Here is a 23,224-nt window from a genome sequence, read left to right on the forward strand (position 1 = left end):
CATCCGACGAAGACAAGGACAACCACATATGGCGATCAACATCATCGACACCGCCGAGCGGATCATCGCGGCTCACGATTCCCGGACCCCGCTGGACACGCTCATCGACCCGGCCAGCGACCCGACCACGGCCGACGCCTTCCGTGTACAGCAGGAGGTCATCCGTCGTCGGGTGGCCGCCGGCGACGCGGTGGCCGGCTTCAAACTCGGCAACATCGCCAATGCGATGCAGACCAAGTTCGGCGTCGACGAGCCGGATTACGGCTACCTGCTGGCAAGTCAGTTCCGTCCGGAGAACCTCCCGATCAGCGCCGACGAGTTCATCGAACCGTTCGTCGAACTCGAGCCGGCATTTGTGCTGAAGCGCTCGGTCGGCGGTGCACATACCACCGCCGTCGACATCATCGCGGCCACTGACTTCGTCGTCCCGGCCCTCGAGATCATCGACTCTCGAGTCCGCGACTGGAACATCGAGATCTACGACACGCTGGCCGATTGCGGTTCGAGCGGGGCCGTGATCGTGGGTGGATCACCGCGGAAGCTGTCCGAGGTGAACCTCGCCGACACCACCGGCGAGATCCGCTTCGGCGGCGAGGTCAAGGCCAAGGGCAACACGTCGGCCGTCTACGGCAATCCCATCGGTGCGCTCGTGTGGCTGTGCCGGCGGATCTCCGAGTACGGGCTGGGCCTCGAAGCGGGTCAGCTGATCTTGCCGGGCAGCATCCTCGCCGCCGAGAAGATGATCCCGGGCCGGCAGATCGTGGGCCACTTCGAGGATTGGGGTGACGTCGCATTCGACTACACCGAGGCCGAACCGCGGGTCTGACGTCGGCAGGCGGTGACCAGAGGTGTCGCTACAGTGGACAGATCATCCACAGAGAGGACACTTTCATGTCGTCGCCACCGAACCCGCGCGAGTCCGGCAGCACGATGTCGTCGAATCGTTCGGTCATCAGGGCAGTACATGTCCTGCGGACCCTCGGTGCGAGCTCACGCCCGATGACCGCGACCGAGGTCGCGCAACGGATGGGATTGCCCCGAGCCACGACGTTCCGACTCCTCCTCACCCTCGAGGACGAGGGTTTCGTGGAACGCGACGACACCCGGTACTCACTCGGTTGGGACCTCGCCCGACTCGCCGGCGGCATCGACCCGGCAGCGCGGCTGGCACCGCGCGTCAGCAAGGACCTCGGTGACCTCGCCGACGAGATCGGCGAAACCGTCACCCTGTCCCTGCGGCGCGGCCGCTACGACCTGGACCTGGTGGTGCAGGCCAACCCTCGCCGGGTCGGCGTGGCGATGACCGACATGCACGGCCAGAAATGGCCGCTTCACGCATCGGCCACCGGAAAGCTGCTGCTGTCGGAGCTCGACGACGACGAGCTGAAGGACGCCACCCCCGGTGGGCTCGATGCGCTCACCGAGAAGACCATCACCGACTACCCCGCACTGCGCAAGGAACTGGACATCACCCGGGAACGCGGCTGGGCCATCACCGATCAGGAGCTCGAGGACGGCATCGTCTCGGTCGCCGTGCCCATCCGCGACTCGGTGGGTGACCTGCTCGCCGCACTGACCTTCGTGGGTCCCGTCCACCGCATCGGACCCGAGAAACTACCCGAGCTGAACCGCCGCCTATTCGCCGGCGCAGAACACGTACGACGACATCTGAACACCACCACCGCCGCAACCTGACCCGAGGCCCACGGTGCGGTGGTGGCAATCACCGAAGGAGCCCCGACCATGAGCGTCGACACCGCCCACCGCACCCGCCCCGAGACCGACATCCCCGAGGTCGATGTCACCCTGGCACGCGCAGTCGCCGCGCATTCCCGTTGGACTGCAACGCCTGCGCAAACCCGGGCCGAAACTCTCCGCTCGATCGCGCGCGCCCTGCGGGCCGCCGCCGACGACCTGATCCCGATCGCACGCGCCGAAACCCACCTGCCCGAAGCCCGGCTGCGGGGCGAGCTCAAGCGCACCGCCTTCCAGCTCGACGTGTTCGCCGAGGTCCTGCTGGACGGCAGCTACGCCGACGCCCGCATCGACCATGCCGACGCCGACTGGCCGATGGGCGCGCCGCGCCCCGATCTCCGCCGGTACCGACGTCCGATCGGCCCGGTCCTGGTGTTCGCGGCCAGCAACTTTCCGTTCGCGTTCTCTGTGATCGGAGGCGACACCGCCTCCGCACTCGCCGCCGGCAACGCCGTCGTGGTCAAGGCGCATCCCGGCCACGCAGAGCTCTCCGACCGCACAGCCGCGGTGGTGCGCCGAGCCCTGCGCTCGGTCGGCGCCGACTCCGATCTGCTGCAGGTGATCCACGGCCGCGACGCCGGCCCGCACGCGCTGCGGGACCCGCGGATCAAGGCCGCCGGCTTCACCGGCTCGATCGCCGGCGGACGGGCACTCTTCGACATCGCGACCTCCCGCTCGGAGCCGATTCCCTTCTATGGAGAGCTCGGCTCCAATAATCCGGTGTTCGTCACCCGGGCGGCGGCAGCCGACCGCGGCGACGAGATCGTCGCCGGTTTCATCACCTCGTTCACCCAGAACGCGGGCCAGTTCTGCACCAAGCCGGGCACGCTGTTCGTCCCGGCTGGATCGGGCATCGTCGAGTCGCTGGCGGCGGCCACGTTGCCGTCGGCCGACCCCATGCTGAACGACACGATCGACACCGCGTTCCGTGCGGGAGTCGAGGAGCTCGCCGCGCATCCTGGCGTCACCGTGTTGGTGCGCACCATCGATGGCGAATCGAGCCCGGGCGCGGTGCTGCTGCACACCACCATCGACCAGCTACTCGCCGACCCCACTGCCCTCCAGAAAGAGTGCTTCGGACCCACCGCACTGGTGGTGGAATACGACGACGAATCCCAACTCACCACCGCCGCAAGCACATTCGATGGACAGTTGACCGCCACGCTGCAGGCCCAGGACACCTGCGACGTCGCCGACCTCATCGCGGTGCTGGTCGAGAAGGCCGGCCGCGTGCTCTTCAACCAATGGCCAACCGGTGTCTCGGTGACCTACGCCCAGCAGCACGGTGGACCGTACCCGGCGACGACCGCTGTGGGCACCACCAGCGTCGGCACCGCAGCGATCGAGCGGTTCCTCCGGCCGGTGGCGTTCCAGAACTTCCCGCAACATCTGCTGCCTCCGGAGCTGCGCGACGACAACCCCGTCGCGGTGCCGCAACTCGTCGACGGACACCGCCGGTGAGCGCGATCGAGGAGTTCGTGGCCCGCGTCCGGCGTCGCGAGCCGATGGTCGGCTACTGGCTGTTGGCCGACTCGGCGGTGATGGCGGAACGACTGGCCCGGGTCGGCTACGACTACCTCTGCCTCGACCAGCAACACGGGCTGATGGGCTACCGCGAGATCCGTGACGGGCTGATGGCGATCGACGCCGGGTCGACTCTCGGCTCGCAGCGCACCTTCGGACTGGTCCGAACACGGAGCAACGACCACGCGTGTATCGGGCAAGCCCTCGACGCCGGGGCCGTCGGCGTCATCGTGCCGATGGTCGACGACGCGCATGCGGCGGCCGACGCCGTGCGCAACGCCAAGTATCCACCCTACGGACGACGGTCTTTCGGGCCGATGCGCGCCGAATTGCGTCTCGGACCGGACCTCGGCACGGTCAACGACAGCACTCTGGTGGTGGTGATGATCGAGACCGCGGCCGGCCTGGCCAACGTCGAGGAGATCGCCGCCGTCGACGGGGTGGATGCACTCTACGTGGGCCCCTACGACCTGACCCTGGCCATGGGTGGCGGCGATCCGTCCGACCCGCTCGCGGAAGGTCCTCGCGCCGAGGCACTCTCGCGCATCCTGCGCGCGGGACACGACGCCGGGAAGGCAGTCGGCATCCACTCCGACGACGGCGACATGGCAGCGCACCGTCTGGGGCTCGGATTCGACTTCGTCAGCATCGAGGGCGACCTGGTGCACCTCGAACAGATCGCCCGCCGGCATCTCGAGCTCGCGCTCGTCCGTTAGCCGGGCCTGGCGCGACCGACCTCAGCGCCCCGGCAGATACTTCAGCGCCCGCACCGCATGCGGCGTCACCGCCCGATAGACACCCTGCGGGATGCCCGGCGCCCGGTCGATGCCGATGAACCGCTGCTCGGCAACGGTCTGCGGCTCGGTGTACTTGAGCAGGCCCTCGTCGCCGTGGCGTCGTCCGACACCGGAGATGCCCATGCCACCCATCGGCGCGGCGGTCGACGCCCACGCTGCGGCGTAGCCCTCGTTGATGTTGACGGTGCCGGCCCGCAGGCGGTCGGCGACGGCGTTGGCCTCGGCGCTGCTCCCGGCGAAGACGCTCGCGTTGAGTCCGTAGCGGGTGGCGTTGGCCAGCTTGACGGCCTCGTCGGTGGAATCGACGGGATAGACCGACACCACCGGACCGAAGGTCTCCTCGCCGTGGCAGGTCATCTCGTCGGTGACACCGGTGAGCACCGTCGGCTCGTAGAAGAACGGGCCGAGGTCGGCGCGCCGCCGGCCACCGGCGATCACCGTGGCGCCCTTGCCGACCGCGTCCTGGACGTGGGCCTCGGTGGCCTCGATCTGCGCGGCCGATGCCAGCGAACCCATGGCGGCGCTGAAGTCGTAGGCCGCGTTGAGGGTCATCGACCTGACGTGGTCGCCGAGCTTCGTGATGAACTCGTCGGCGATCGCGGTGTCCACGTAGAGACGCTCGATGGAGATGCACAGCTGACCCGAGTTGGAGAAGCAGGCGCGGGCCGCGCCCTCGACGGCTCGGTCGATGTTGGCGTTGGCGGTGACGATCATCGGGTTCTTGCCGCCGAGTTCTGCGGAGAAGCCGATCAGACGACGCCCGGCCTGCTCGGCCAGGGTCGCACCGGTTTCCGACGATCCGGTGAACATCACATAGTCGGTGGTGGCCATGATCGCCTGTCCGACAACACTTCCCGGCCCCGGGACGACGGCGAACAGCTCCGGTGGCAACCCGGCCTCGTACAGCAACTCGGCCAAGGCCAGTGCACAGTAGGGTGTTTGGCTGTCGGGTTTGATCACCACGGCGTTGCCCGCGATCAGGGCCGCGGCCGCGTCGGACACCGCCAGCGTCAGCGGATAGTTCCACGGACTGATCACGCCCACAACGCCTTTGGGCTGATAGCGCACCCGGACGGTGGTGGCGCCGGGCAGCATGCCCTTGACCTTGCGCTCGGCGAGCAACTTGGGCCCGTTGGCGGCGTAGTATCGCGCCGTCAGGGCGACGTCGAGGACTTCCTCCTGCGCATAGATCCGGGCCTTGCCGGTCTCGGCCTGCGCGATGTCCATCAGTTCCGCGGTGCGCTTGTAGACGATCGCGGCGAATCGGTGGAGCACCTCGGCCCGCTGCGTCGGCGTGTGCTGCGCCCAGCCCTCCTGCGCCACGCGAGCCCGGGCGACCGCCGCCTCGAGGTCCTCGGCGGTGCCCACCGGGATGGTGGCCATCTCGACACCGCTGAACGCTTCGAGCACCGGGCGCGTGGGGCGGGACGACGCGTTGTCGATGGCGGCGAGAGCACCGAGCCGCCGGAAGTAATCGGGGGTGGGCTTGGGCACGGCTACCTCAGCTTTCGGGGGTGACGAGGACGATGCCGTCGTCGTCGGAGTACACGATGTCGCCCGGGGTGAAGGTCTCTCCGCCGATGGTCAGCGGGATGTCACGCTCACCGACACCGGTCTTGCTGGATTTACGCGGGTTGGTGCCGAGTGCCTTGACACCGATCTCCATGCCGCCGATGGTCTTGGCGTCGCGGATGGCTCCGTTGACGATGATCCCGACCCAGCCGTTGGACCTGCCCAATTCGGCGATCAGATCGCCGACCAGTGCGGTGTGCACCGACGCCGCGCCGTCGATGACCAGCACACCGCCGGGATTCGACTCGGACAGGATCGATTTGAGCAGCGCGTTGTCCTGGAAGCAGGAGATGGTGGTCACCCGTCCCACGAACTCGCGGTTACCGCCGTACTGGGTGAACTGGGTGTCGCAGCTGCGGACACCGTCGCCGATCTCGTCGACGAGGTCGGCGGTCGGGGTGAAGGTCGGCTCGGTCATGGTGACCAGCATAGGCGGTGGTGGGCCCGAATATTACCCGTGGGTAAGAAACCGGACGGATCGGCGCGCGTCACCCGCCACCGGGATCGCGGACCCCCTCCACGACGTCGGCCACCGCATCCGGCCGATCCAGCACGAGGAAGTGCCGGGCCGGCTCGACCGTGACCAGCCGCCCGCCCAGGGTTTGCGCGAACCGTCGCTGCTTCCACGTCCAGAACCACCGCCATGGCGCGGGCCCGGACAGCGCCGCCACCACGACCACCGGGACCTCGGGCAGCGGCCGTCGCCGCAGCAGACGCAGTTCGGCATGCATCGCCGGGAACGCCGCGTTCTCCGCCAGGGTCGACAGGACCATCGACGGTTGCCCGAAAAGCAGTGCGCTCCATCGGTGTTGATCGTCATCGAAACCCTCCGGCGGAGCGGGCAGCGCACGTGGCCGCATCCTGCCCCTGCCCCAGCGCCGGATACCGAGACGACCCGTGACCGACTCGGCAGTCGTGACCACCCGATGTGCGTTACCCACCCGGAAGCTCGTCGGCACCAGACGCCACGGAACCAGCACATGCGAGCCGTCGAGCATGATCACCGCGCCGGTACGTTCCGGATACCGCCGCGCGAACGCCTCCACATGGAAGCTCGCCATCGAATGCCCGACGAGGGTGACCGGCTCGTCGACGCCGAGGAGATCGAGCACGGCGTTCATCCGGTCCACCTCGCCGATCAGCGTCGGCACGAATCCCTGCGGGATCCGTTCGGACAGCCCGTATCCGGGACGGTCGTACCGGATCACCCGCCACCGGTCGCGGAGGCGCGCGACCAACGGGTCCAGGTCGAACCAGTTGCTGCCCAATGCGGCCATCAGCAGCAGCGGCGGACCGGCGCCGTCGTCGAGAACGTGCACCCGCGCGCCGCCGACCTCGACGATCCGGCCCGGCGGACGAGGTGTCCTTGCCTCAGACTCAACTGGGTCAGGCTGAATTGCCTCAGGCTCGGTTCTTCCGCCCGCTGTCCGCTCCTCCGCCCCGTGCAAGGTGCGGCGGAACCAAGAGTGGGCGGAAGAACTCGTCACCCCTGCTCGTCACCCCTCCTGCGGCTTGGCCAACGGGAACGCCAACGATTCGCGGATGGACTGGCCGGTGATCAGCATGACGACTCGGTCCACACCCACCCCGAGGCCACCCGTGGGCGGCATCGCGTATTCGAGCGCCTGCAGGAAGTCCTCGTCGAGCTCCATGGCCTCGGGGTCGCCGCCGGCCGCCAGGACCGACTGCGCCGTCAACCGGGCCCGCTGCTCCACCGGGTCGGTCAGCTCGGTGTAGGCGGTCCCGAGTTCGACACCCCAGGCGACGAGGTCCCAGCGTTCGGCGACACCGGGAATCGACCGGTGCGCCCGAGTCAGCGGCGACGTGGACGTCGGGAAGTTGGTGTAGAAGGTCGGGAAGGTGGTCTTGTCCTCGCCGAGGTGCTCGTAGAGTTCGAGCACCACCTGTCCGGCGTCCCAGTCGGGGCGGCAGGCGATGTCCAGGCGATCGCAGATCGCGCGCAACGTCTCGACGGGCGTGTCCGGGGTGACCTCCTCGCCGGCCCCCTCGGATACCACCTCGTGCACCGTCTTGACCGGCCACTGACCCGAGATGTCCACGCGCTCTTCGTTTCCGGCGTCGTCGGTGCGTACGATCACCGGTTCGCCGTACGCCGCGGTGGCCGCGTGCTGGATCATCTCGCGCGTCAGGTCCAGCATCTTGAGGTAATCACTGTGCGCCTCATAGGCTTCCAGGCTGGTGAACTCGGGGTTGTGGCTGAAGTCGACGCCCTCGTTGCGGAAGTTGCGGCCGATCTCGAACACCTTCTCCACGCCGCCGACGCACAGCCGCTTCAGGTAGAGCTCGGGGGCGATCCGCAGGTAGAGATCGAGGTCGTAGGCGTTGATGTGCGTCAGGAACGGGGTGGCGTTCGCTCCCCCGTGGATCTGCTGCAGGATCGGTGTCTCCACCTCCAGGAATCCGCGCCCGGCCAGGAAGTCACGCATCGACTTGACGACCGCGCTGCGTGTGGCGAGCAACTGCCGGCTGCGTTCGTTGATCGCGAGGTCGACGTAGCGTTGCCGCACCCTCGCCTCGGGGTCGGTCAGCCCACTCCACTTGTCGGGCAGCGGTCGCAGGCATTTGCCGTTGAAGCGCCACGCGTCGACCAGGATCGACAACTCGCCCGAGCGGCTGCGGCCGACGACGCCGCGTGCCTCGACCAGGTCACCGAGATCCACATCGGATCCGAAATCCGGTGTGCCGGGAATCAGTCGGGACTCCTCGACGAGCATCTGCACCTGCCCGGACCAGTCGTGGAGATCGGCGAAACTCACCTTGCCGAAGTCCCGTAGCCGGGTGACACGTCCGGCGATCGTCACGACCGTGCCCTCGGGCTCGGCGACGGCCTCCGCGACCGTGTGCGTGGGGGCGTCGGCCGGCGGATACGGGTCGAATCCGGCGTCGACGAGTCGGTTCATCTTGTCCAGGCGCACCCGGACCTGTTCGGGCCGATGCACTTCCACCACCGACCGGTCGGTCTCGGCCTCCAGCTCGGCGATCAGCGCGTCGACGTCGACGCCCGCCGGGATCGCCGATTCACCCTGCGTGTAGTGCTCGGCCCGCCCGAAACGCGGCAGACGAACGAAGCCCTCGGTCACGATGGACGCCAGACCGACCCGCGGCAGCACCCGGTTGTCCTCGAAACACAGATAGCGCGGCTGCCAGTCCGGCCGGTACTTGGCGTTCGACTTGTACAGCGACTCCATCTGGAAGAACTTGGAGCCGAACATGAGCACCGAGTAGGTCGCCCGCATCACCGGGCCCGCGCCGATCTCCGCCCCGTGTTCGAAGAACGCGCGGAAGGTCGCGAAGTTCAGCGAGATCTCCGTGATGCCGTAGTACTCCGAGTTCTTCGCGAGTTCGGTCACCATCGTCTCGACGATGCCGTTGACGGCATCCCGGTCCCGGCGCATGACGTCCAGTGACACCCCCGTGCGGCCCCACGGGACGAACGAGAGCATCCCGACGACCTTCTCCGACGGCGTGCCCTCCCCCTCGATCGCCTCGACGAGAAGACAGTTGCCGTCATCCGGGTCACCCAGGCGGCCGAGTGCCATCGCGAATCCGCGCTCCTCATCGGTGTCGCGCCACGCGTCGGCCCGCGCCACCACCTCGGCCATCTCCGAGGGCGCCCCGCCGATCGAGGTCGTCGAGATCTCGCTGTGCCGCCGGATGCGCACGGTGATGCCGGCGCGGCGTGTGCGAGTGACCGCCTGCCGCACACCCTTCATCGCCGCACCGCTGATGCTGTAGTCCCGCGTGTAGAGGATGGCCTCGTCACCGATGTTCAAGGAGCCGAAGCCGGCGGCGTCGAACGCCGCGGCGCCGCGTGCGCTCGGCCCACTCGCCGCGGCGTGCCACCCGTACCGTTCGCACAGCGTGAGGAACTCGGCGATCGCGTCGTCCCACGAGTCCGGGTCCCCGATCGGGTCGCCGCCGGCCAGCCCAACACCGACCTCCACCCGGTAGGTCAGGGCCGCGCGGCCGTCCCGGGAGAACACCACCGCCTTGTCCCGGCGGGTGGAGAAGTACGCCAGCGAGTCGTCGTCGTTGAACCGGGCGATGAGCGCCCGGATGAGGCGTTCGTCATCGACGGTCATCAGCGAGCGCAGGCGCACCGACCGGAACAACACGACGGCCGCGGCGATCAGCGCGAGCGCCCCGAACAGACCGAGCAGGCCGTTGACCAACGCGTAGGTGTGCCGGCCGTCGAATGCGGCGTCGGAGTCGATGGAGCCGAACGCGACGACTCGGTTGAACGCATACGGCAGCCGTTCGCCCCGGACGAGGGTGTGCGGGAACAGCCACACCAGTCCCCAGCCGAGCAGCGTCGCGATCAGCAGCCCGAGAAGCAGTGCGCCGAACGCCTTGAGAACGGCTCCGCGCCGCACCTTCGTGTAGAACTGCCGCCGGGTGACCAGCAGGAAGATCAACGCCCCGAGCTCGACGACGATGCCGATCATCAGATTGATCCGGTCGTTGTCGGTGACCTCGAGGGTGTCCGCGAGGGCGGGGATCAGGTAGAGCACGTTCCCCGTCAGGTAGAGCAGGAGATAGATGACGCAGATCCACCATGCGATGCGTTTGCGCGACGACAACGCCACGGCCACCAGGGCGAGGATGAACGCCCACGCGAAACTGGTGTCCGGCAGCGTGATGATGAAGGTGTCGATGTAGTCGCGCGGCACATGGATCAGGTGCCGGAAGAGCGGGAACAGGCTGGACAACAGCGAGATGGCGGCCAGCGTTCCGACGACGGTCCCGGCGATCCGCGGCGCGTTGCGTCCGAATCCGCGTGGCGCCCGGATGTGTTCGATGAGATCTCGGGAGCGGCGCTGCGCTTCGGTGTGCGCCTCGTGGACGGCTCGGCGGGTGTCGGGCTCGGCGTCTCGCTGGGTTTCCAACGTCATGGGGCAAACAGTAACGACGTTCGGCAAGATGGGGGCGTGGACGACATTGCGATCCGCGACGGATCGATCCGACTGGGGCAGTTCCTGAAGCTGGCCAACCTGATCGAATCGGGTGCCGAGGCCAAAGGTGTGCTCGCCGACGGGCTGGTGACGGTCAACGGTGAGGTGGAGTCACGTCGCGGACGGCAGTTGGTCGCGGGCGACGTGGTGGAGATCGGCGGTCAGACGGTCCGCGTCACGGATGAAGGCGTTTGAGCTCGGCGGGTGTCACGAGACGTTCTGCCTCCGCGGGGAACATGCGGGCAGAGCGCCCACGGCCGAACCGACCACCGGTGATCGAACTCAGCATCGAGGCTCGACGGGGACTGGATGTATTGGACAACCTCATTGCCAATCACTTCCCTGTTTACTGCATCGGACTCAGTGTTCAACTTACTGTAGTCGCTCGCGTCGCGCAGCCCAACCGATTTTTGCCGCGTTCCGTGATCGAGTTCAGACCACTACCCGTAGGATCGATGCTCGCACGAAATCCGTTACCGATTCGGGACCGACGCGCACGTCAGGCAAGTCCAGCCAGAAACCGATGAGCCCAGTCGACGGCGGTCACGCCGGGACTGACTTGGAATGACGCGTAGTTGCCGTGCGCACCGGATTGCAGAAACCGGTTGAAGATCAAGATCTGCTCCCGTGCCCGCGCGTTGCTCAACTCGTTGACGATGGCTCCCGGACCACCCCGGGTGAGGAGTTCGGCGAGGATGGCACCCGCTTCGGCCTGGTACTGGCCGATCTGACTCGGAGTGGGGTCGCTGGTCTCGGCGAGGTAGCCGACGATCCGGGTGACGTAGTAGGCCCTCGGCACGTTGCAGTACAGATCCGACGGCTCACAGATGGTGAAGGCGCGTGGCAGCACCCAGCCCATCCCGTAGAGCCGTGGTCCGCCACTACCCTGGCCCTGCAGCGGCGGCCCGACGAGGTTGTCGCGCTTGGACCGTCGCGGGTCGGAGATCAGCACCACACCGGCCACCTGACCGGGACGGATGGCCGCGCGTCCGGTGCCGATCTCGGAAGCGACGTCACCGGCGGCGTCGGCGCCCTGGCTGTAGCCGGTCAACGCGATCCGGGTGCCCGGACAGCGGCGCAGCATCGTCAGGGCCAGCCCCTTGGTGTTGGCGACCGCCTGAGCCTTCGACTTGCCGTAGATCGCCTTCTCCCACGGGAACGCGGTGGCGTCGTACCCGACGAAACGCACCTCGGTCTCGGGCCCGAGTCCCGAGGTGATCTGGCCCAGGATGCCCGGACTCATCCCGTTGGCCCACGTCCCGGGCACCGCGAGGACGTAGATCTTGGGGCAGCCGCCCGGAGCGGCGGTCGCCGATCCCGGCGGGGAGACGGCCGCGGCCATGCCGAGGAGCACGCTCAGCATGGTGAACATCAACGTGCGCAACCGAATTCGCATCACAAAATGCTCCCTTGACGCTCCGACTTCGCCTGTTATGCGCCTGAGTGTAGCCATCCGGACCGACAACGTCTCCGAACTCCTGGCATGGTCGAGGGATCCCGCGCTCGCCGACACGGTCGGGCGCCAGATGACACAGGTGCTCAGCGCGCAGCGGTGATCGGGGCGTAGAGGACCGCCCGCGCCAGCAGGGCGGCATAGTCGGGCAGGTCCGGCTCCCGCAGACCGGGGACACGCACGACGCCGGTATCGACCGCGAGCGCGAGATCGACGAGCGACTGCGCCTGATCGGGCCGTAGCTCGGGCCGGCACAACAGCAGCAGACGCCGGTATTCCCCGACCAGGTCGAGGTAACTGCGTCCGAGAATCTGCTGTTCCGCCTCGTCGAGCATCGTGAAATGCGACAGGCACACGGTGGTCAGATCCCAGTGGTCATAGGCGAACCGCGCATGCAGGCGGATCATCGAGTCGAGCGCCTCCGCCGGATCGGTGGTCTGTCGGAGCGCGTGCCCCACCATCAGCCACAGCACCTCGAAAGCGCGGGTCACCCCGCCGACCAGGAGTTCCCGTTTGCTGGAGAAGTGGTTGTAGACGCTCGGGCCGGCGATGCCGACGACCTCACCGATGTCGTCGAGGCTGACGTTCGGGTAGCCGCGCGTCGCGAAGAGCGTGATCGCCGAGTCCAGCAGCGCCTCCCGGCGGGAGGCGGGCAGCAAACCCTGTTCGGCCGGCCCGGGCCCCGCGCCCGCGGGCATCCTCTGGTGCGTTCGGCGGGTCACCTCCGCCGCACAGCCGGCCCGGACGATCGCGTCGGCGACGGCCGACAGCAGCGGCACCTGCTCGCCGCCCACCACCTCGAGATCGCGGTGGCTGGGCCACTCCATGACCGACATCACCGCCCACGCGATGGTGTCGGCCGGCATGCTGTTCTCGCTGGTCTGCACCTTGATGAGATCGGCGAGGCGAGTCGACATCGCCCGCACCCGCAGCACCAGTGCCTGGTATTCGCAGCCCGACAGGTGGCCACGATCCCGTGTCCAGATCAGGTCGAAGGCCCGCGATTCGAGCGTCGCCTCGGCGATCCGGCGGCTGATCTCCGACCACGTCTGAGACTCGCTGAGCGCGTCGTCGTATCGGTCGAGCGCATCATCGAGCACCGCCGCCAGCAGATCCTGCTTACTGCGGTAATGGCGGTAGAGAGCACTGGGCACGATGCCGACCGCCGAGGCGATGTCGCTCATGCCGACCTCGGCGTAGCCGTTGACCCGGAACTTCTCGGCCGCCGTTGCCAGGATCTGTTGCTTACGGTCCCGGGGACGTGTGCGCCGCGGCTGGGCGTCGATCTCGGCCGTCACCATACACATCCTGTCGGTCATGGACTGGTCTCACATCATTCGTAGCGGTCATCCATTCGGATGACCGCTACGTCCACTGTGCCCGAACCGGACGTGGCAACGCACGTCGACCACCCCTGAATCGGCATCTCGAACGGATACCGATTCAGCGTTGCGCCACCTGTGACGGGTAGATCGGCGCCGGCAACTCCGAGACACCGGCCAGATACTTGTCCGCTGCCGCCGCGGCCGACCGACCTTCGGCGATCGCCCACACGATCAGCGACTGCCCGCGGCCGGCGTCGCCGGCGACGAACACGCCGGGCTGTCCCACCGCGCCGAAGTCCTGGTTCCGGGCGATGTTCCCGCGCTGGTCGTACTCCACGCCCAGCTTGTCGAGGAAGTCGCCGCGCTCGGGGCCGACGAAGCCCATCGCCAGCAGGACGAGGTCGCATTCGAGTTCGAAGTCGGAATCCACGACCTTCTCGAACCGGCCGTCGCGCATGACCACCTCGTGCGCCTTGAGCGCGGTGACCGTGCCGTTCTCGCCGACGAACTGCTCGGTGTTCACCGAGAACACCCGTTCGCCGCCCTCTTCGTGAGCCGACGACACGCGGTACATCAGCGGGTAGGTCGGCCACGGCGTGGAGGCCGCGCGCTCCTGCGGCGGGCGGGGCATGATCTCGAACTGGTGCACGATCTCCGCACCCTGCCGCAGGGAGGTGCCCAGGCAGTCGGCGCCGGTGTCGCCACCGCCGATGATGACGACCTTCTTGCCCTTCGCCGTGATCTGGCCCTCGACGGTGTCACCGAGCTGCACGCGGTTGGCCTGCGGCAGGAACTCCATCGCCTGGTGGATGCCGTCGAGGTCGCGGCCCGGAATCGGCAGATCGCGTCCGATGGTGGACCCGTTGGCCAGGATCACGGCGTCGAACTCGTCGCGCAACTGCTCGACGGTGATGTCGACGCCGACATTCACACCGGCACGGAAGACGGTGCCCTCGGCCTCCATCTGCGCCAGGCGGCGATCGATGTGCCGCTTCTCCATCTTGAACTCGGGGATGCCGTACCGCAGCAGGCCGCCGATGCGGTCGGCCCGCTCGAACAGCGTGACATCGTGTCCGGCGCGGGTCAGCTGCTGGGCGGCCGCGAGGCCGGCCGGCCCCGAACCGACGATGGCGACCTTCTTGCCGGTCTTCTCGGCCGGCAGCACCGGGGTGACCCATCCGTTGTCGAAGGCGTTGTCGATGAGTTCGACCTCGACCTGCTTGATGGTCACCGCCGGCTGGTTGATGCCGAGCACGCAGGACGCCTCACACGGCGCCGGGCACAGCCGACCGGTGAACTCCGGGAAGTTGTTGGTCGCGTGCAGCCGTTCGATACCGTCGCGCCACTGCCCCTTGTAGACCAGGTCATTCCACTCCGGGATCAGGTTCCCGAGGGGGCAACCGTTGTGGCAGAACGGGATTCCGCAGTCCATGCAGCGGCTGGCCTGAGTCTTCAGGTCCTTGTGGTCGAAGTCGGTGTAGACCTCTTTCCAGTCCAGCAGGCGCAGCTCGACCGGACGACGGTCGGGCAGTTCCCGTTCGGGGTGCTTGAGGAATCCTCTGGGGTCAGCCACGTGCGGCCTCCATGATCGCTTCGTTCACGTCTCGTCCATCGCGCTCGGCGGCTTCGATCGCCAGGAGCACTCGCTTGAAGTCGCGGGGCATCACCTTCGCGAACTTCCCGCGCGTCGTCTCCCAGTCCGCGAGAACCGCTGCGGCCACGGGAGAATCGGTCTCCGCACGGTGTTCGGCGATGATCGCGGCGAGGAAGTCGACGTCCTCGGACTCGAGTTCCTCGATCTCCACCAGTTCGGTGTTCAGGTTGTCGGCGAAGGTGCCGTTCGGGTCGTACACGTAGGCGATACCGCCCGACATGCCCGCCGCGAAGTTGCGGCCGGTGTCTCCGAGGACCACCACGCGACCGCCCGTCATGTACTCGCATCCGTGATCACCGACGCCCTCGACGACGGCGGTCACGCCCGAGTTGCGGACGCAGAACCGCTCGCCGACGACGCCGCGCAGGAAGATCTTGCCGGCGGTCGCGCCGAACCCGATGACGTTTCCGGCGATGATGTTGTCCTCGGCGACAAAGCCTTCCGGGGCATTGCGGGCCGGGCGCACGACGATGCGGCCACCCGACAGACCCTTGCCGACAAAGTCGTTGGCGTCGCCCTCGAGCCGCAGGGTGATGCCCTTGGGCACGAACGCGCCGAAGCTGTTGCCGGCCGATCCGGTGAAGTCGATCATGATCGTGCCGTCCGGGAGCCCGTGCGCGCCATAGGTCTTGGAGACCTCGTGGCCGAGCATGGTGCCGACGGTCCGGTTCACGTTGGTGATCTTCGAACTGAAGGACACCCGCGAGCCGCTGTCGATCGCCTCCCGGCTCTGTGCGATCAGCTGCTGATCGAGCGCCTTGTCCAGCGAATGATCCTGCACGCCAGAGCAGTACAGGTCCTGGTTCATGAACGGCGAATCGGGCATGGTCAGCACCGCGGACAGGTCGAGCTTGCCCGCCTTGGCCGAACCCCAGTGCGCCAGCGCCTTTACGGTGTCGAGCGCCTCGACGTGGCCGACGGCCTCCTGCAATGTCCGGAAACCGAGACGCGCCAACAGCTCTCGCACCTCTTCGGCGATGAACAGGAAGAAGTTCTCCACGAACTCCGGCTTGCCGGTGAAACGTTCACGCAGCAGCGGATTCTGGGTCGCCACACCCACCGGGCAGGTGTCGAGGTGGCACACACGCATCATCACGCAGCCGGCCACCACCAGCGGTGCGGTGGCGAAGCCGAACTCCTCGGCGCCGAGCAGCGCGGCGATCAGCACGTCGCGTCCGGTCTTCAGCTGACCGTCGACCTGCACCACGATGCGGTCGCGAAGTCCGTTGAGCAGCAACGTCTGCTGGGTCTCGGCGAGGCCGATCTCCCACGGTGCGCCCGCGTGCTTGAGCGAGGTGAGCGGAGCCGCGCCGGTACCGCCGTCATGTCCGGAGATGAGCACCACGTCGGCGTGCGCCTTGGACACACCGGCGGCGACGGTGCCCACGCCGAGCTCGGAGACGAGCTTGACGTGAATCCGGGCCTGCGGGTTGGCGTTCTTCAGATCGTGGATCAGCTGGGCCAGATCCTCGATCGAGTAGATGTCGTGATGCGGCGGCGGCGAGATCAGCCCCACACCCGGGGTCGATCCACGCACCTCGGCCACCCACGGGTACACCTTGTGCGCCGGAAGCTGACCGCCCTCACCGGGTTTCGCGCCCTGCGCCATCTTGATCTGGATGTCGGTGCAGTTGCTCAGGTAGTGCGAGGTGACGCCGAAGCGGCCCGACGCGACCTGCTTGATCGCACTGCGCCGCCAGTCGCCGTTCTCGTCGTGGTGGTAGCGACGCGAATCCTCGCCGCCCTCACCGGAATTCGACCGGCCACCGAGCCGGTTCATGGCGATGGCGAGGGTCTCGTGCGCCTCGGCGGAGATCGAGCCGAAGCTCATCGCACCGGTGGAGAAACGCTTGACGATCTCGGCGGCCGGTTCGACCTTGTCGATCGGGATCGGGTCGCGGTCACCGAAATTGAAGTCGAACAACCCGCGCAGCGTCGCCAGCTTGCGCGCCTGGTCGTCGACCATCCGGGTGTATTCCTTGAACACCTTGTACTGGCCGGTGCGGGTCGAGTGCTGCAGCTTGAACACCGTGTCCGGGTTGAACAGGTGGTACTCGCCCTCACGGCGCCACTGGTATTCGCCGCCGACCTCGAGTTCACGGTGTGCGCGCTCGGTCGGGCGGTCGCTGAACGCGAGCGCGTGCCGGGCGGCGACCTCTGCCGCGATCTCGTCGAGCCCGATACCACCGAGCTGGCTGTTCAGGCCGGTGAAGAACTCGTCGACGGTGTCCTGGGACAGGCCGATGACCTGGAAGAGTTGCGCGCCGGTGTAGGAGGCGAGCGTGGAGATGCCCATCTTGGACATCACCTTCAGCACACCCTTGCCGGCCGCCTTGATGTAGTTCTTGCGGGCCGTCGGGAAGTCGATGTCGCCGAGCAGGCCGCGCTCGGCCATGTCCTCGATCGACTCGAACGCCATGTACGGGTTGACCGCGGCGGCACCGAAGCCGACCAGGGCGGCGACGTGGTGCACCTCGCGGCAGTCACCGGATTCGACGATCAGTCCGACGCGGGTGCGCTTGCGTTCCCGCACCAGGTGGTGGTGGACGGCGGCGGTGAGCAGCAGCGACGGGATCGGCGCGAGGGTCTCGTCGGATTCCCGATCCGACAGCACGATCAGGTTGACGCCGTCGTCGATCGCCGCGGACACCGTCGCGCGGATCTCGTCGAGCGCTGCGCGCAGGCCCGCACCACCCTCGGCGACCGGGTAGAGGCCGTGGATGTGGCGCCCGCGGAAGTCGGGCAGTGCTTCGTCGTCGTTGATGTTGACGAGCTTGGCGAGGGTGTCGTTGTCGAGGACCGGTTCGGGCAGCACGATCTGTCGGCACGATCCGGGTCCGGGGTGCAGCAGGTCGGCCTCGGGTCCGATACTGCCGCCGAGGCTGGTGACGACCTCCTCACGGATGGCGTCCAGCGGCGGGTTGGTCACCTGCGCGAACAGCTGCTGGAAGTAGTCGAAGAGCATCCGCGGGCGGGCCGAGAGCACCGCGATCGGTGTGTCGGTGCCCATCGATCCGATGGCCTCGGCCCCGGTTTTCGCCATCGGCGCGACGAGTAGGTTGAGTTCCTCGTTGGTGTAGCCGAAGACCTGCTGGCGCAACGCAATCCGATGATGCGCCATGTGCTGGTGCGGGCGGCCGGCGACCCGATCGATCGGAACGAGGCCGGCGTCGAGCCACTCCTGATAGGGGTGCTCGGCGGCGAGTTCGTCCTTGATGTGTTCGTCGTCGACGATGCGGCCGGCGGCGGTGTCCACCAGGAACATCCGGCCGGGCTGCAGGCGCATCTTCTGCACCACGTCGGCGTGGTCGATGTCCAGCACGCCGACCTCCGACGCCATCACCACAAGACCGTCCTTGGTGACCCAGATCCGGCTGGGGCGCAAGCCGTTTCGGTCCAAGACGGCGCCGACGACGGTGCCGTCGGTGAAGCACACCGATGCCGGTCCGTCCCACGGTTCCATGAGCGCCGAGTGGTACTGGTAGAACGCCCGGTGGGCGGGCTTCATCGCCTCGTGGCGTTCCCAAGCCTCGGGAATCATCATCAGCACGGCGTGCGGCAGGCTGCGCCCACCGAGATGCAGCAACTCGAGGACCTCGTCGAACCGCGCGGTGTCCGAGGCGCCCGGGGTGCAGGTCGGGAAGATCTTGTCCTTGATGTCGGCGTTCGCGCCGTTCCCGAACACCGACGCGTCGATGAGCGCCTCGCGCGCCCGCATCCAGTTCTCGTTGCCGGTGACGGTGTTGATCTCGCCGTTGTGCGCGATGCGGCGGAACGGATGCGCCAGCGGCCACGACGGGAAGGTGTTGGTGGAGAACCGGGAGTGAACCAGCCCGAGCGCGCTCTCCACCCGCGAATCCTGCAGGTCGAGGTAGAACTCACGCAGCTGCGGGGTGGTCAGCATGCCCTTGTAGACGAAGGTCTGCCCGGACAGGCTGGGGAAGTAGACGGTGTCGCGGCCGGGGCCGTCGGCGCCGGCGCCCTTGCTGCCGAGCTCGTGCTGCACCCGCTTGCGCACGACGAACGCCTTGCGCTCGAGGTCCATGGCTTGGGCGCTGTCCTGGTCGCTCCCGCTCGCTTCGCTCCCGGCGAGCGAGAAGAACACCTGCCGGAACGTCGGCATCGCGTCGCGGGCCAGCGCACCCAGCGAGTTCTCGTTGGTGGGCACATCGCGCCAGCCGAGCAGCGTCAGCCCCTCGGCCTCGACGATCTTCTCCACACCCTCGCACGCGAGGCGGGCGTCCTCGGAGCCCTGCGGCAGAAAGGCGATACCGGTGGCGTACGAGCCCTCGGCGGGCAGCTCGAAGTCGACGACCTCGCGCAGGAAGCGGTCCGGGACCTGGATCATGATGCCCGCGCCGTCACCGGTGTTCGGCTCGGCACCGGCTGCTCCGCGATGTTCCAGGTTGACCAGCGCCATGATGGCCTTGTCGACGATGTCGCGGCTTCGGCGACCGTACATGTCGACGACAAAGGCGACGCCACACGCGTCGTGCTCGTTGACCGGGTCGTAGAGCCCGATGGGGCCCGGAGCATGCTTCATAAGTTGCCTCACTTTGTGCGCGACGCTGCGCACGGATCCACCGTTACGGTCCTGGGGACACCATTGCGGGTGTCCTCGTCGACACCTCGGCGAGCGTCCTGCAAACCACCCGAATCCTTGGGCTGACCTAGGCTGGTTCATCGGTCGCTCGGCGGTGTCCTTGCCAGCGTCGTTGCTGACGGCACGCCCGGGCGCGTTCTCGCCGGCCCGGCACCACCCTGCTCTGCAAGCATTGTCGGCCATTTTCTCACGAGCGGTACCCCGTATCGAAATCCGGCTACCACATCGCCGGGGAGTCCGCAGCGTACGCACTGTACCGCCACGACCGCGCCGACCGGCCCAAACGGCATCGGATTGGTATCGGAGATGCCGGAGAACCGTTCGCGGAGAGCATGAATGATCTAGCGTCGGGGCCGTGTCCATCACCACTTCGACGCAGCAGTGGCGACCCACCGGCCCCGGCTCGGTGCGTTCGCGCACCATCAACGGCTATTTCTCCCGCGTCTCGCACCCGTTCATGACCGCGGCCGGCCTGCCGGGAGCGCGGTCGGCACAGTTCATCACCGCCATGCGGCCCGGACTGAACCGGTCGCTGACCGTGATGTCCCCGGTCCCGGCGGAAACCCACGTGCAGCCCGTGCACGAATGGCTCGACGGCCAACGCGTGCGCGGCGAATGGGTGGGCGTCGGGCCGCATGCCCCACGGCCCGACGACCCGGCGTCGGCGCGCATCATCTACTACCTGCACGGCAGCGGCTACCTCGTCTGCTCGCCCCGCACGCACCGCGGTCTGGTCGGCCGGCTCGCGAAGCGCACCGGTTGGTCGGCGTTCAGCCTCGACTACCGCCTCGGCCCCGAACACCCCTTTCCGGCCGCCGGCGACGACACGATCCGCGGCTACCACTGGTTGCTGTCGCAGGGTTTCCGGCCCGAACAGATCGTGGTCGCGGGCGATTCGGCGGGCGGGCATCTCGCGCTCGACCTGCTGGCCGACAATCACCGTCGCGGCGTCGGTCAACCCGCCGGACTGGTGCTGTTCTCCCCGCTCTACGACCCCACCTTCGATCTGGCGGTGGCCAGCCAGATGCGTGGTGTCCGCGATCCGCTGATCGACGCGTTCGCCGGGCAGCGACTGCTTCGCCTGTACACCCGGGGCACCGCCGCCGACCACCCCCGCATGCGGGTCCAACTGCACACCGAGATGTCGTTGCCGCCGACGCTCATCCAGGTGGGCGCGCTGGAGGTGATGGGCGACGATGCCCGCGCCACCCACCACGCGCTGCGGGCGGCCGGTGCGGACTCGTCACTGCAGGAGTGGCCCGGGCAGGGGCACGTCTTCCAGATGTTCCCGCTGTTCTCGCCCGACTCGCGCCACGCACTGCACGAAGCCGCCGCGTTCATGCGCGCGGTGCACGACGCCTGACCTGGTTTCTCGCGACGCTATCCGTCGGTCCCTGATCGCGGTCCACGCGCATCGGTGTTGATACTGAGCCGCTGGCCGCGCCCGTGACCCTCCTCCGACCCGAGGCCCTGGACGTCGGCGCCCAGCGCCAGACGGCGGTCCAGGACGGTGGTCCACTGTGTCGGCACCGCTTCGTCGAGGGCCTGCAGGCGGGCGAGCAGCGGGCCGTCGTGCACGTCGGGACACTGCTCGATCAGGTTCTCGAACAGGGCGCGCAACCGCCGCTGAACCTGTACCGAGTCCATGCCGTAGTGCCGGATCTGGTCGGTGCCGATGGCGACATAGTCGGACCAGCTACGTCGATACCCCCGGATCATCGACAGCGATTCGGAACTCTCGTCGGCCAGCAGACGCGGCGAGAGCATCAGGAGGAGATCCTCTATGTGGTTGAGCGCCTGGACCGCGCGGCTCGGATCGTTGATGGCCGGTGACAGCGCCTTGAGCGCGACGTCGGTGATGGCCTGCAGCGCGGCGGCCGGACTCACCTCGGGCCGGTGCGTGTCGCCGAACAACACGCAGGACAGCAGTTGGCGCGGGTGGACCAAATGGGCGTCGCCGATGACCTCGAACACGCCGACGTTGTGGGGTACGAAGTCGCCGGTGCCCACCAACAGGTCGACGCGCACCCCCCATTTGACCGCCAGACGCTGGATTCGGGTCAGGTCGATGGCCAGGATGATCCGGCCCTCGGACGGGACGTCGCGGAAATGGACGACGGTCCGCTGCGCGTGCGGATCGGGGGCGACGTCGGCGGTGATGTGATCGTGCAGGCCGGTGGGGATCTCGTCCGGGTAGAGCCGCCGGATGGCGCCGCGGCCCTCGGCTTCGATCCAGCGCAGCAGCTGGGAGGAGTTCAGGATGCTGCCGACCTTGGCGGTCAGCTGGATGAACATGTAGACGCTCAGCAGGGTGAGGAACAGCGAGATGCCGGTGGAGATGCCGGGAACGGTGCCGGACTTCGACGTCGTCGCGAGATCCAGCGCGATGATCAGCGTGAAGGCGAACGTGGCGAGGAAGATGCCGATCGACCACCGCAGAATCCGATCCTGCTGGAACATCGGGATCACCCGCACCGAGATCTGCGCGGCACCGAACTGCATGGCCAGGGTGACGGCGGTGAACACCAGGCCCGTGAGGGTTGCCATCGCGCCGGCGATCACACCGAGCAACGTCGCGGTCACCCCCGAGTCCAGCCCGTTGAACTGCACACTCGTGTCCGTGACGGACGCGATGAGGCCGGCGACGATCGCCACGGTCACGCAGATCACCGGCAGACGCCACGGGGGCTTGCGGGACAACAGCCGCCGGGTGCGGCGCCAGCGAATCCAGGAGGCGACCCGGGCGGGTGCCCGGTGCCGCTGCGCCGCCGACTCCGGGGCCACCGGGAAACTGGCCGGCGCTTCGGGCAAGCCGAATCGCCCGGCCAGGACCTCCTGCACGACGACCTTCCACCGCATGACCGGCCGCCGGTAGCGACGCTCACGATCCACCGATTTCTCCTGCTTCCGGGGCTTCTCGACGTAACGCCACCGGGCCCACGGCGAGCGGGGGCGGGCGATCCGGATGGCGCCGACCATCAGCAGCGGCGGGATGAACAAGCCCACCAAACCGGTCCACAGTTTGCCCTTCAGCAGGGTGATGACCGCGAGGAGCAGATTGATGGCGAGCGCGATGACGAGTCCGATCCGGGTGCCGGCATCCGACGATTCCTCGAACCCGGAGATCGTGTCGGACAGACCCAGCGGTCGGAATCCGACCATGAAGAACACGCCGATGGCGATCGCGACGAAGACCGCGTCGATCGATGACCGGCCTTCTTCCTCCCAGTACACGTCGCGCAGGTGCAGGAGCAGAGCGAACTCGTCGAGGACCAGCGCGCATCCGATGCCGAACACCCCGGCGAGCAGGCAGTCGGCGATCGGTGTGTCGAAGCTGGACAGCGCGACGAGGCCGAACCCGGACAGCAGCATCAGGATGACGCCGAAGAACTCGTGGTGCATGTGGATGCCGGCCGGGGTGACGTTGCCGGGCCACCACTTCACCTGCGCCCGGATCATGCGCACGCTGAGGCGGATGAACAGGAAGGTGACGATGAACGCGACGAGCATGATGAACAGCGGCAGCCGCCCGGTGTCGACGATTGTCTGATCGAACCACCCCATCATG

15 protein-coding genes are annotated in these 23,224 nt (G+C 67.7%); 6 read left to right on the forward strand and 9 right to left on the reverse strand.

Translation table 11 applies throughout. The annotated features are described in order from the left end of the window. Positions 1–28 precede the first annotated feature (28 nt). The 4 genes from ACWDTI_RS03885 to ACWDTI_RS03900 all read left to right on the forward strand — a co-directional run bounded on the left by ACWDTI_RS03885 (position 29) and on the right by ACWDTI_RS03900 (position 3,995). Entirely contained in the window at positions 29–826 is a 798-nt protein-coding gene (locus ACWDTI_RS03885) for a 2-keto-4-pentenoate hydratase (RefSeq protein WP_449736718.1), read from the forward strand. Between the two features lie 104 nt (positions 827–930). Further along, on the forward strand, positions 931–1,695 hold the full coding sequence (locus ACWDTI_RS03890) for an IclR family transcriptional regulator (protein ID WP_449736953.1): 765 nt from the start codon (positions 931–933) through the stop codon (positions 1,693–1,695). 48 nt (positions 1,696–1,743) lie between these two features. Beyond that, complete coding sequence (locus tag ACWDTI_RS03895) at positions 1,744–3,216, forward strand: aldehyde dehydrogenase (NADP(+)) (RefSeq protein ID WP_449736719.1); 1,473 nt, start codon at positions 1,744–1,746, stop codon at positions 3,214–3,216. After that, a complete protein-coding gene (locus ACWDTI_RS03900) occupies positions 3,213–3,995 on the forward strand; it encodes an HpcH/HpaI aldolase family protein (RefSeq protein WP_449736720.1) in 783 nt (260 codons plus the stop codon). Before ACWDTI_RS03895 ends, ACWDTI_RS03900 begins: the two co-directional genes overlap by 4 nt. A gap of 21 nt (positions 3,996–4,016) precedes the next feature. Here ACWDTI_RS03900 and ACWDTI_RS03905 read toward each other — a convergent pair whose 3' ends face one another. The 4 genes from ACWDTI_RS03905 to lysX form a co-directional block, all read right to left on the reverse strand. Continuing rightward, a complete protein-coding gene (locus ACWDTI_RS03905; RefSeq protein ID WP_449736721.1) occupies positions 4,017–5,570 on the reverse strand; it encodes a succinic semialdehyde dehydrogenase in 1,554 nt (517 codons plus the stop codon). Positions 5,571–5,577: 7 nt separating this feature from the next. Continuing rightward, positions 5,578–6,066 carry a ribonuclease E activity regulator RraA gene (gene rraA / locus ACWDTI_RS03910; protein ID WP_449736722.1) on the reverse strand — a complete coding sequence of 163 codons (489 nt, stop codon included), beginning with the start codon at positions 6,064–6,066 and terminating at the stop codon, positions 5,578–5,580. 70 nt (positions 6,067–6,136) lie between these two features. Beyond that, positions 6,137–6,967, reverse strand: a complete 831-nt coding sequence (locus ACWDTI_RS03915; RefSeq protein ID WP_449736723.1) for an alpha/beta fold hydrolase — start codon at positions 6,965–6,967, stop codon at positions 6,137–6,139. A 177-nt stretch (positions 6,968–7,144) separates the two neighbouring features. Further along, the gene (gene lysX / locus ACWDTI_RS03920; RefSeq protein WP_449736724.1) at positions 7,145–10,561 is read right to left on the reverse strand and encodes a bifunctional lysylphosphatidylglycerol synthetase/lysine--tRNA ligase LysX; all 3,417 of its coding nucleotides are present in this window, start codon (positions 10,559–10,561) and stop codon (positions 7,145–7,147) included. Positions 10,562–10,597: 36 nt separating this feature from the next. Between lysX and ACWDTI_RS03925 the strand changes: the two genes are divergently transcribed. Further along, complete coding sequence (locus ACWDTI_RS03925) at positions 10,598–10,816, forward strand: RNA-binding S4 domain-containing protein (RefSeq protein ID WP_449736725.1); 219 nt, start codon at positions 10,598–10,600, stop codon at positions 10,814–10,816. Between the two features lie 304 nt (positions 10,817–11,120). Here ACWDTI_RS03925 and ACWDTI_RS03930 read toward each other — a convergent pair whose 3' ends face one another. The 4 genes from ACWDTI_RS03930 to gltB all read right to left on the reverse strand — a co-directional run bounded on the left by ACWDTI_RS03930 (position 11,121) and on the right by gltB (position 19,596). Then, complete coding sequence (locus ACWDTI_RS03930; RefSeq protein WP_449736954.1) at positions 11,121–11,984, reverse strand: cutinase family protein; 864 nt, start codon at positions 11,982–11,984, stop codon at positions 11,121–11,123. A 176-nt stretch (positions 11,985–12,160) separates the two neighbouring features. After that, a complete protein-coding gene (locus tag ACWDTI_RS03935) occupies positions 12,161–13,393 on the reverse strand; it encodes a TetR/AcrR family transcriptional regulator (RefSeq protein WP_449736726.1) in 1,233 nt (410 codons plus the stop codon). A 124-nt stretch (positions 13,394–13,517) separates the two neighbouring features. Further along, positions 13,518–14,972: a glutamate synthase subunit beta gene (locus ACWDTI_RS03940; RefSeq protein WP_449736727.1), complete on the reverse strand. Its 1,455-nt coding sequence runs from the start codon at positions 14,970–14,972 to the stop codon at positions 13,518–13,520. After that, positions 14,965–19,596, reverse strand: a complete 4,632-nt coding sequence (gene gltB / locus ACWDTI_RS03945; protein WP_449736728.1) for a glutamate synthase large subunit — start codon at positions 19,594–19,596, stop codon at positions 14,965–14,967. Before gltB ends, ACWDTI_RS03940 begins: the two co-directional genes overlap by 8 nt. Before the next feature lie 415 nt (positions 19,597–20,011). On the opposite strand from gltB, the gene ACWDTI_RS03950 reads away from it, so the two are divergent. Then, a complete protein-coding gene (locus ACWDTI_RS03950) occupies positions 20,012–21,019 on the forward strand; it encodes an alpha/beta hydrolase (RefSeq protein WP_449736729.1) in 1,008 nt (335 codons plus the stop codon). A 17-nt stretch (positions 21,020–21,036) separates the two neighbouring features. On the opposite strand, the gene ACWDTI_RS03955 is transcribed toward ACWDTI_RS03950, so the two are convergent. After that, positions 21,037–23,223, reverse strand: a complete 2,187-nt coding sequence (locus ACWDTI_RS03955; protein WP_449736730.1) for a DUF2254 domain-containing protein — start codon at positions 23,221–23,223, stop codon at positions 21,037–21,039. Position 23,224: the final 1 nt, after the last annotated feature.

It is taken from the genome of Gordonia sp. NPDC003424 (assembly GCF_053588655.1).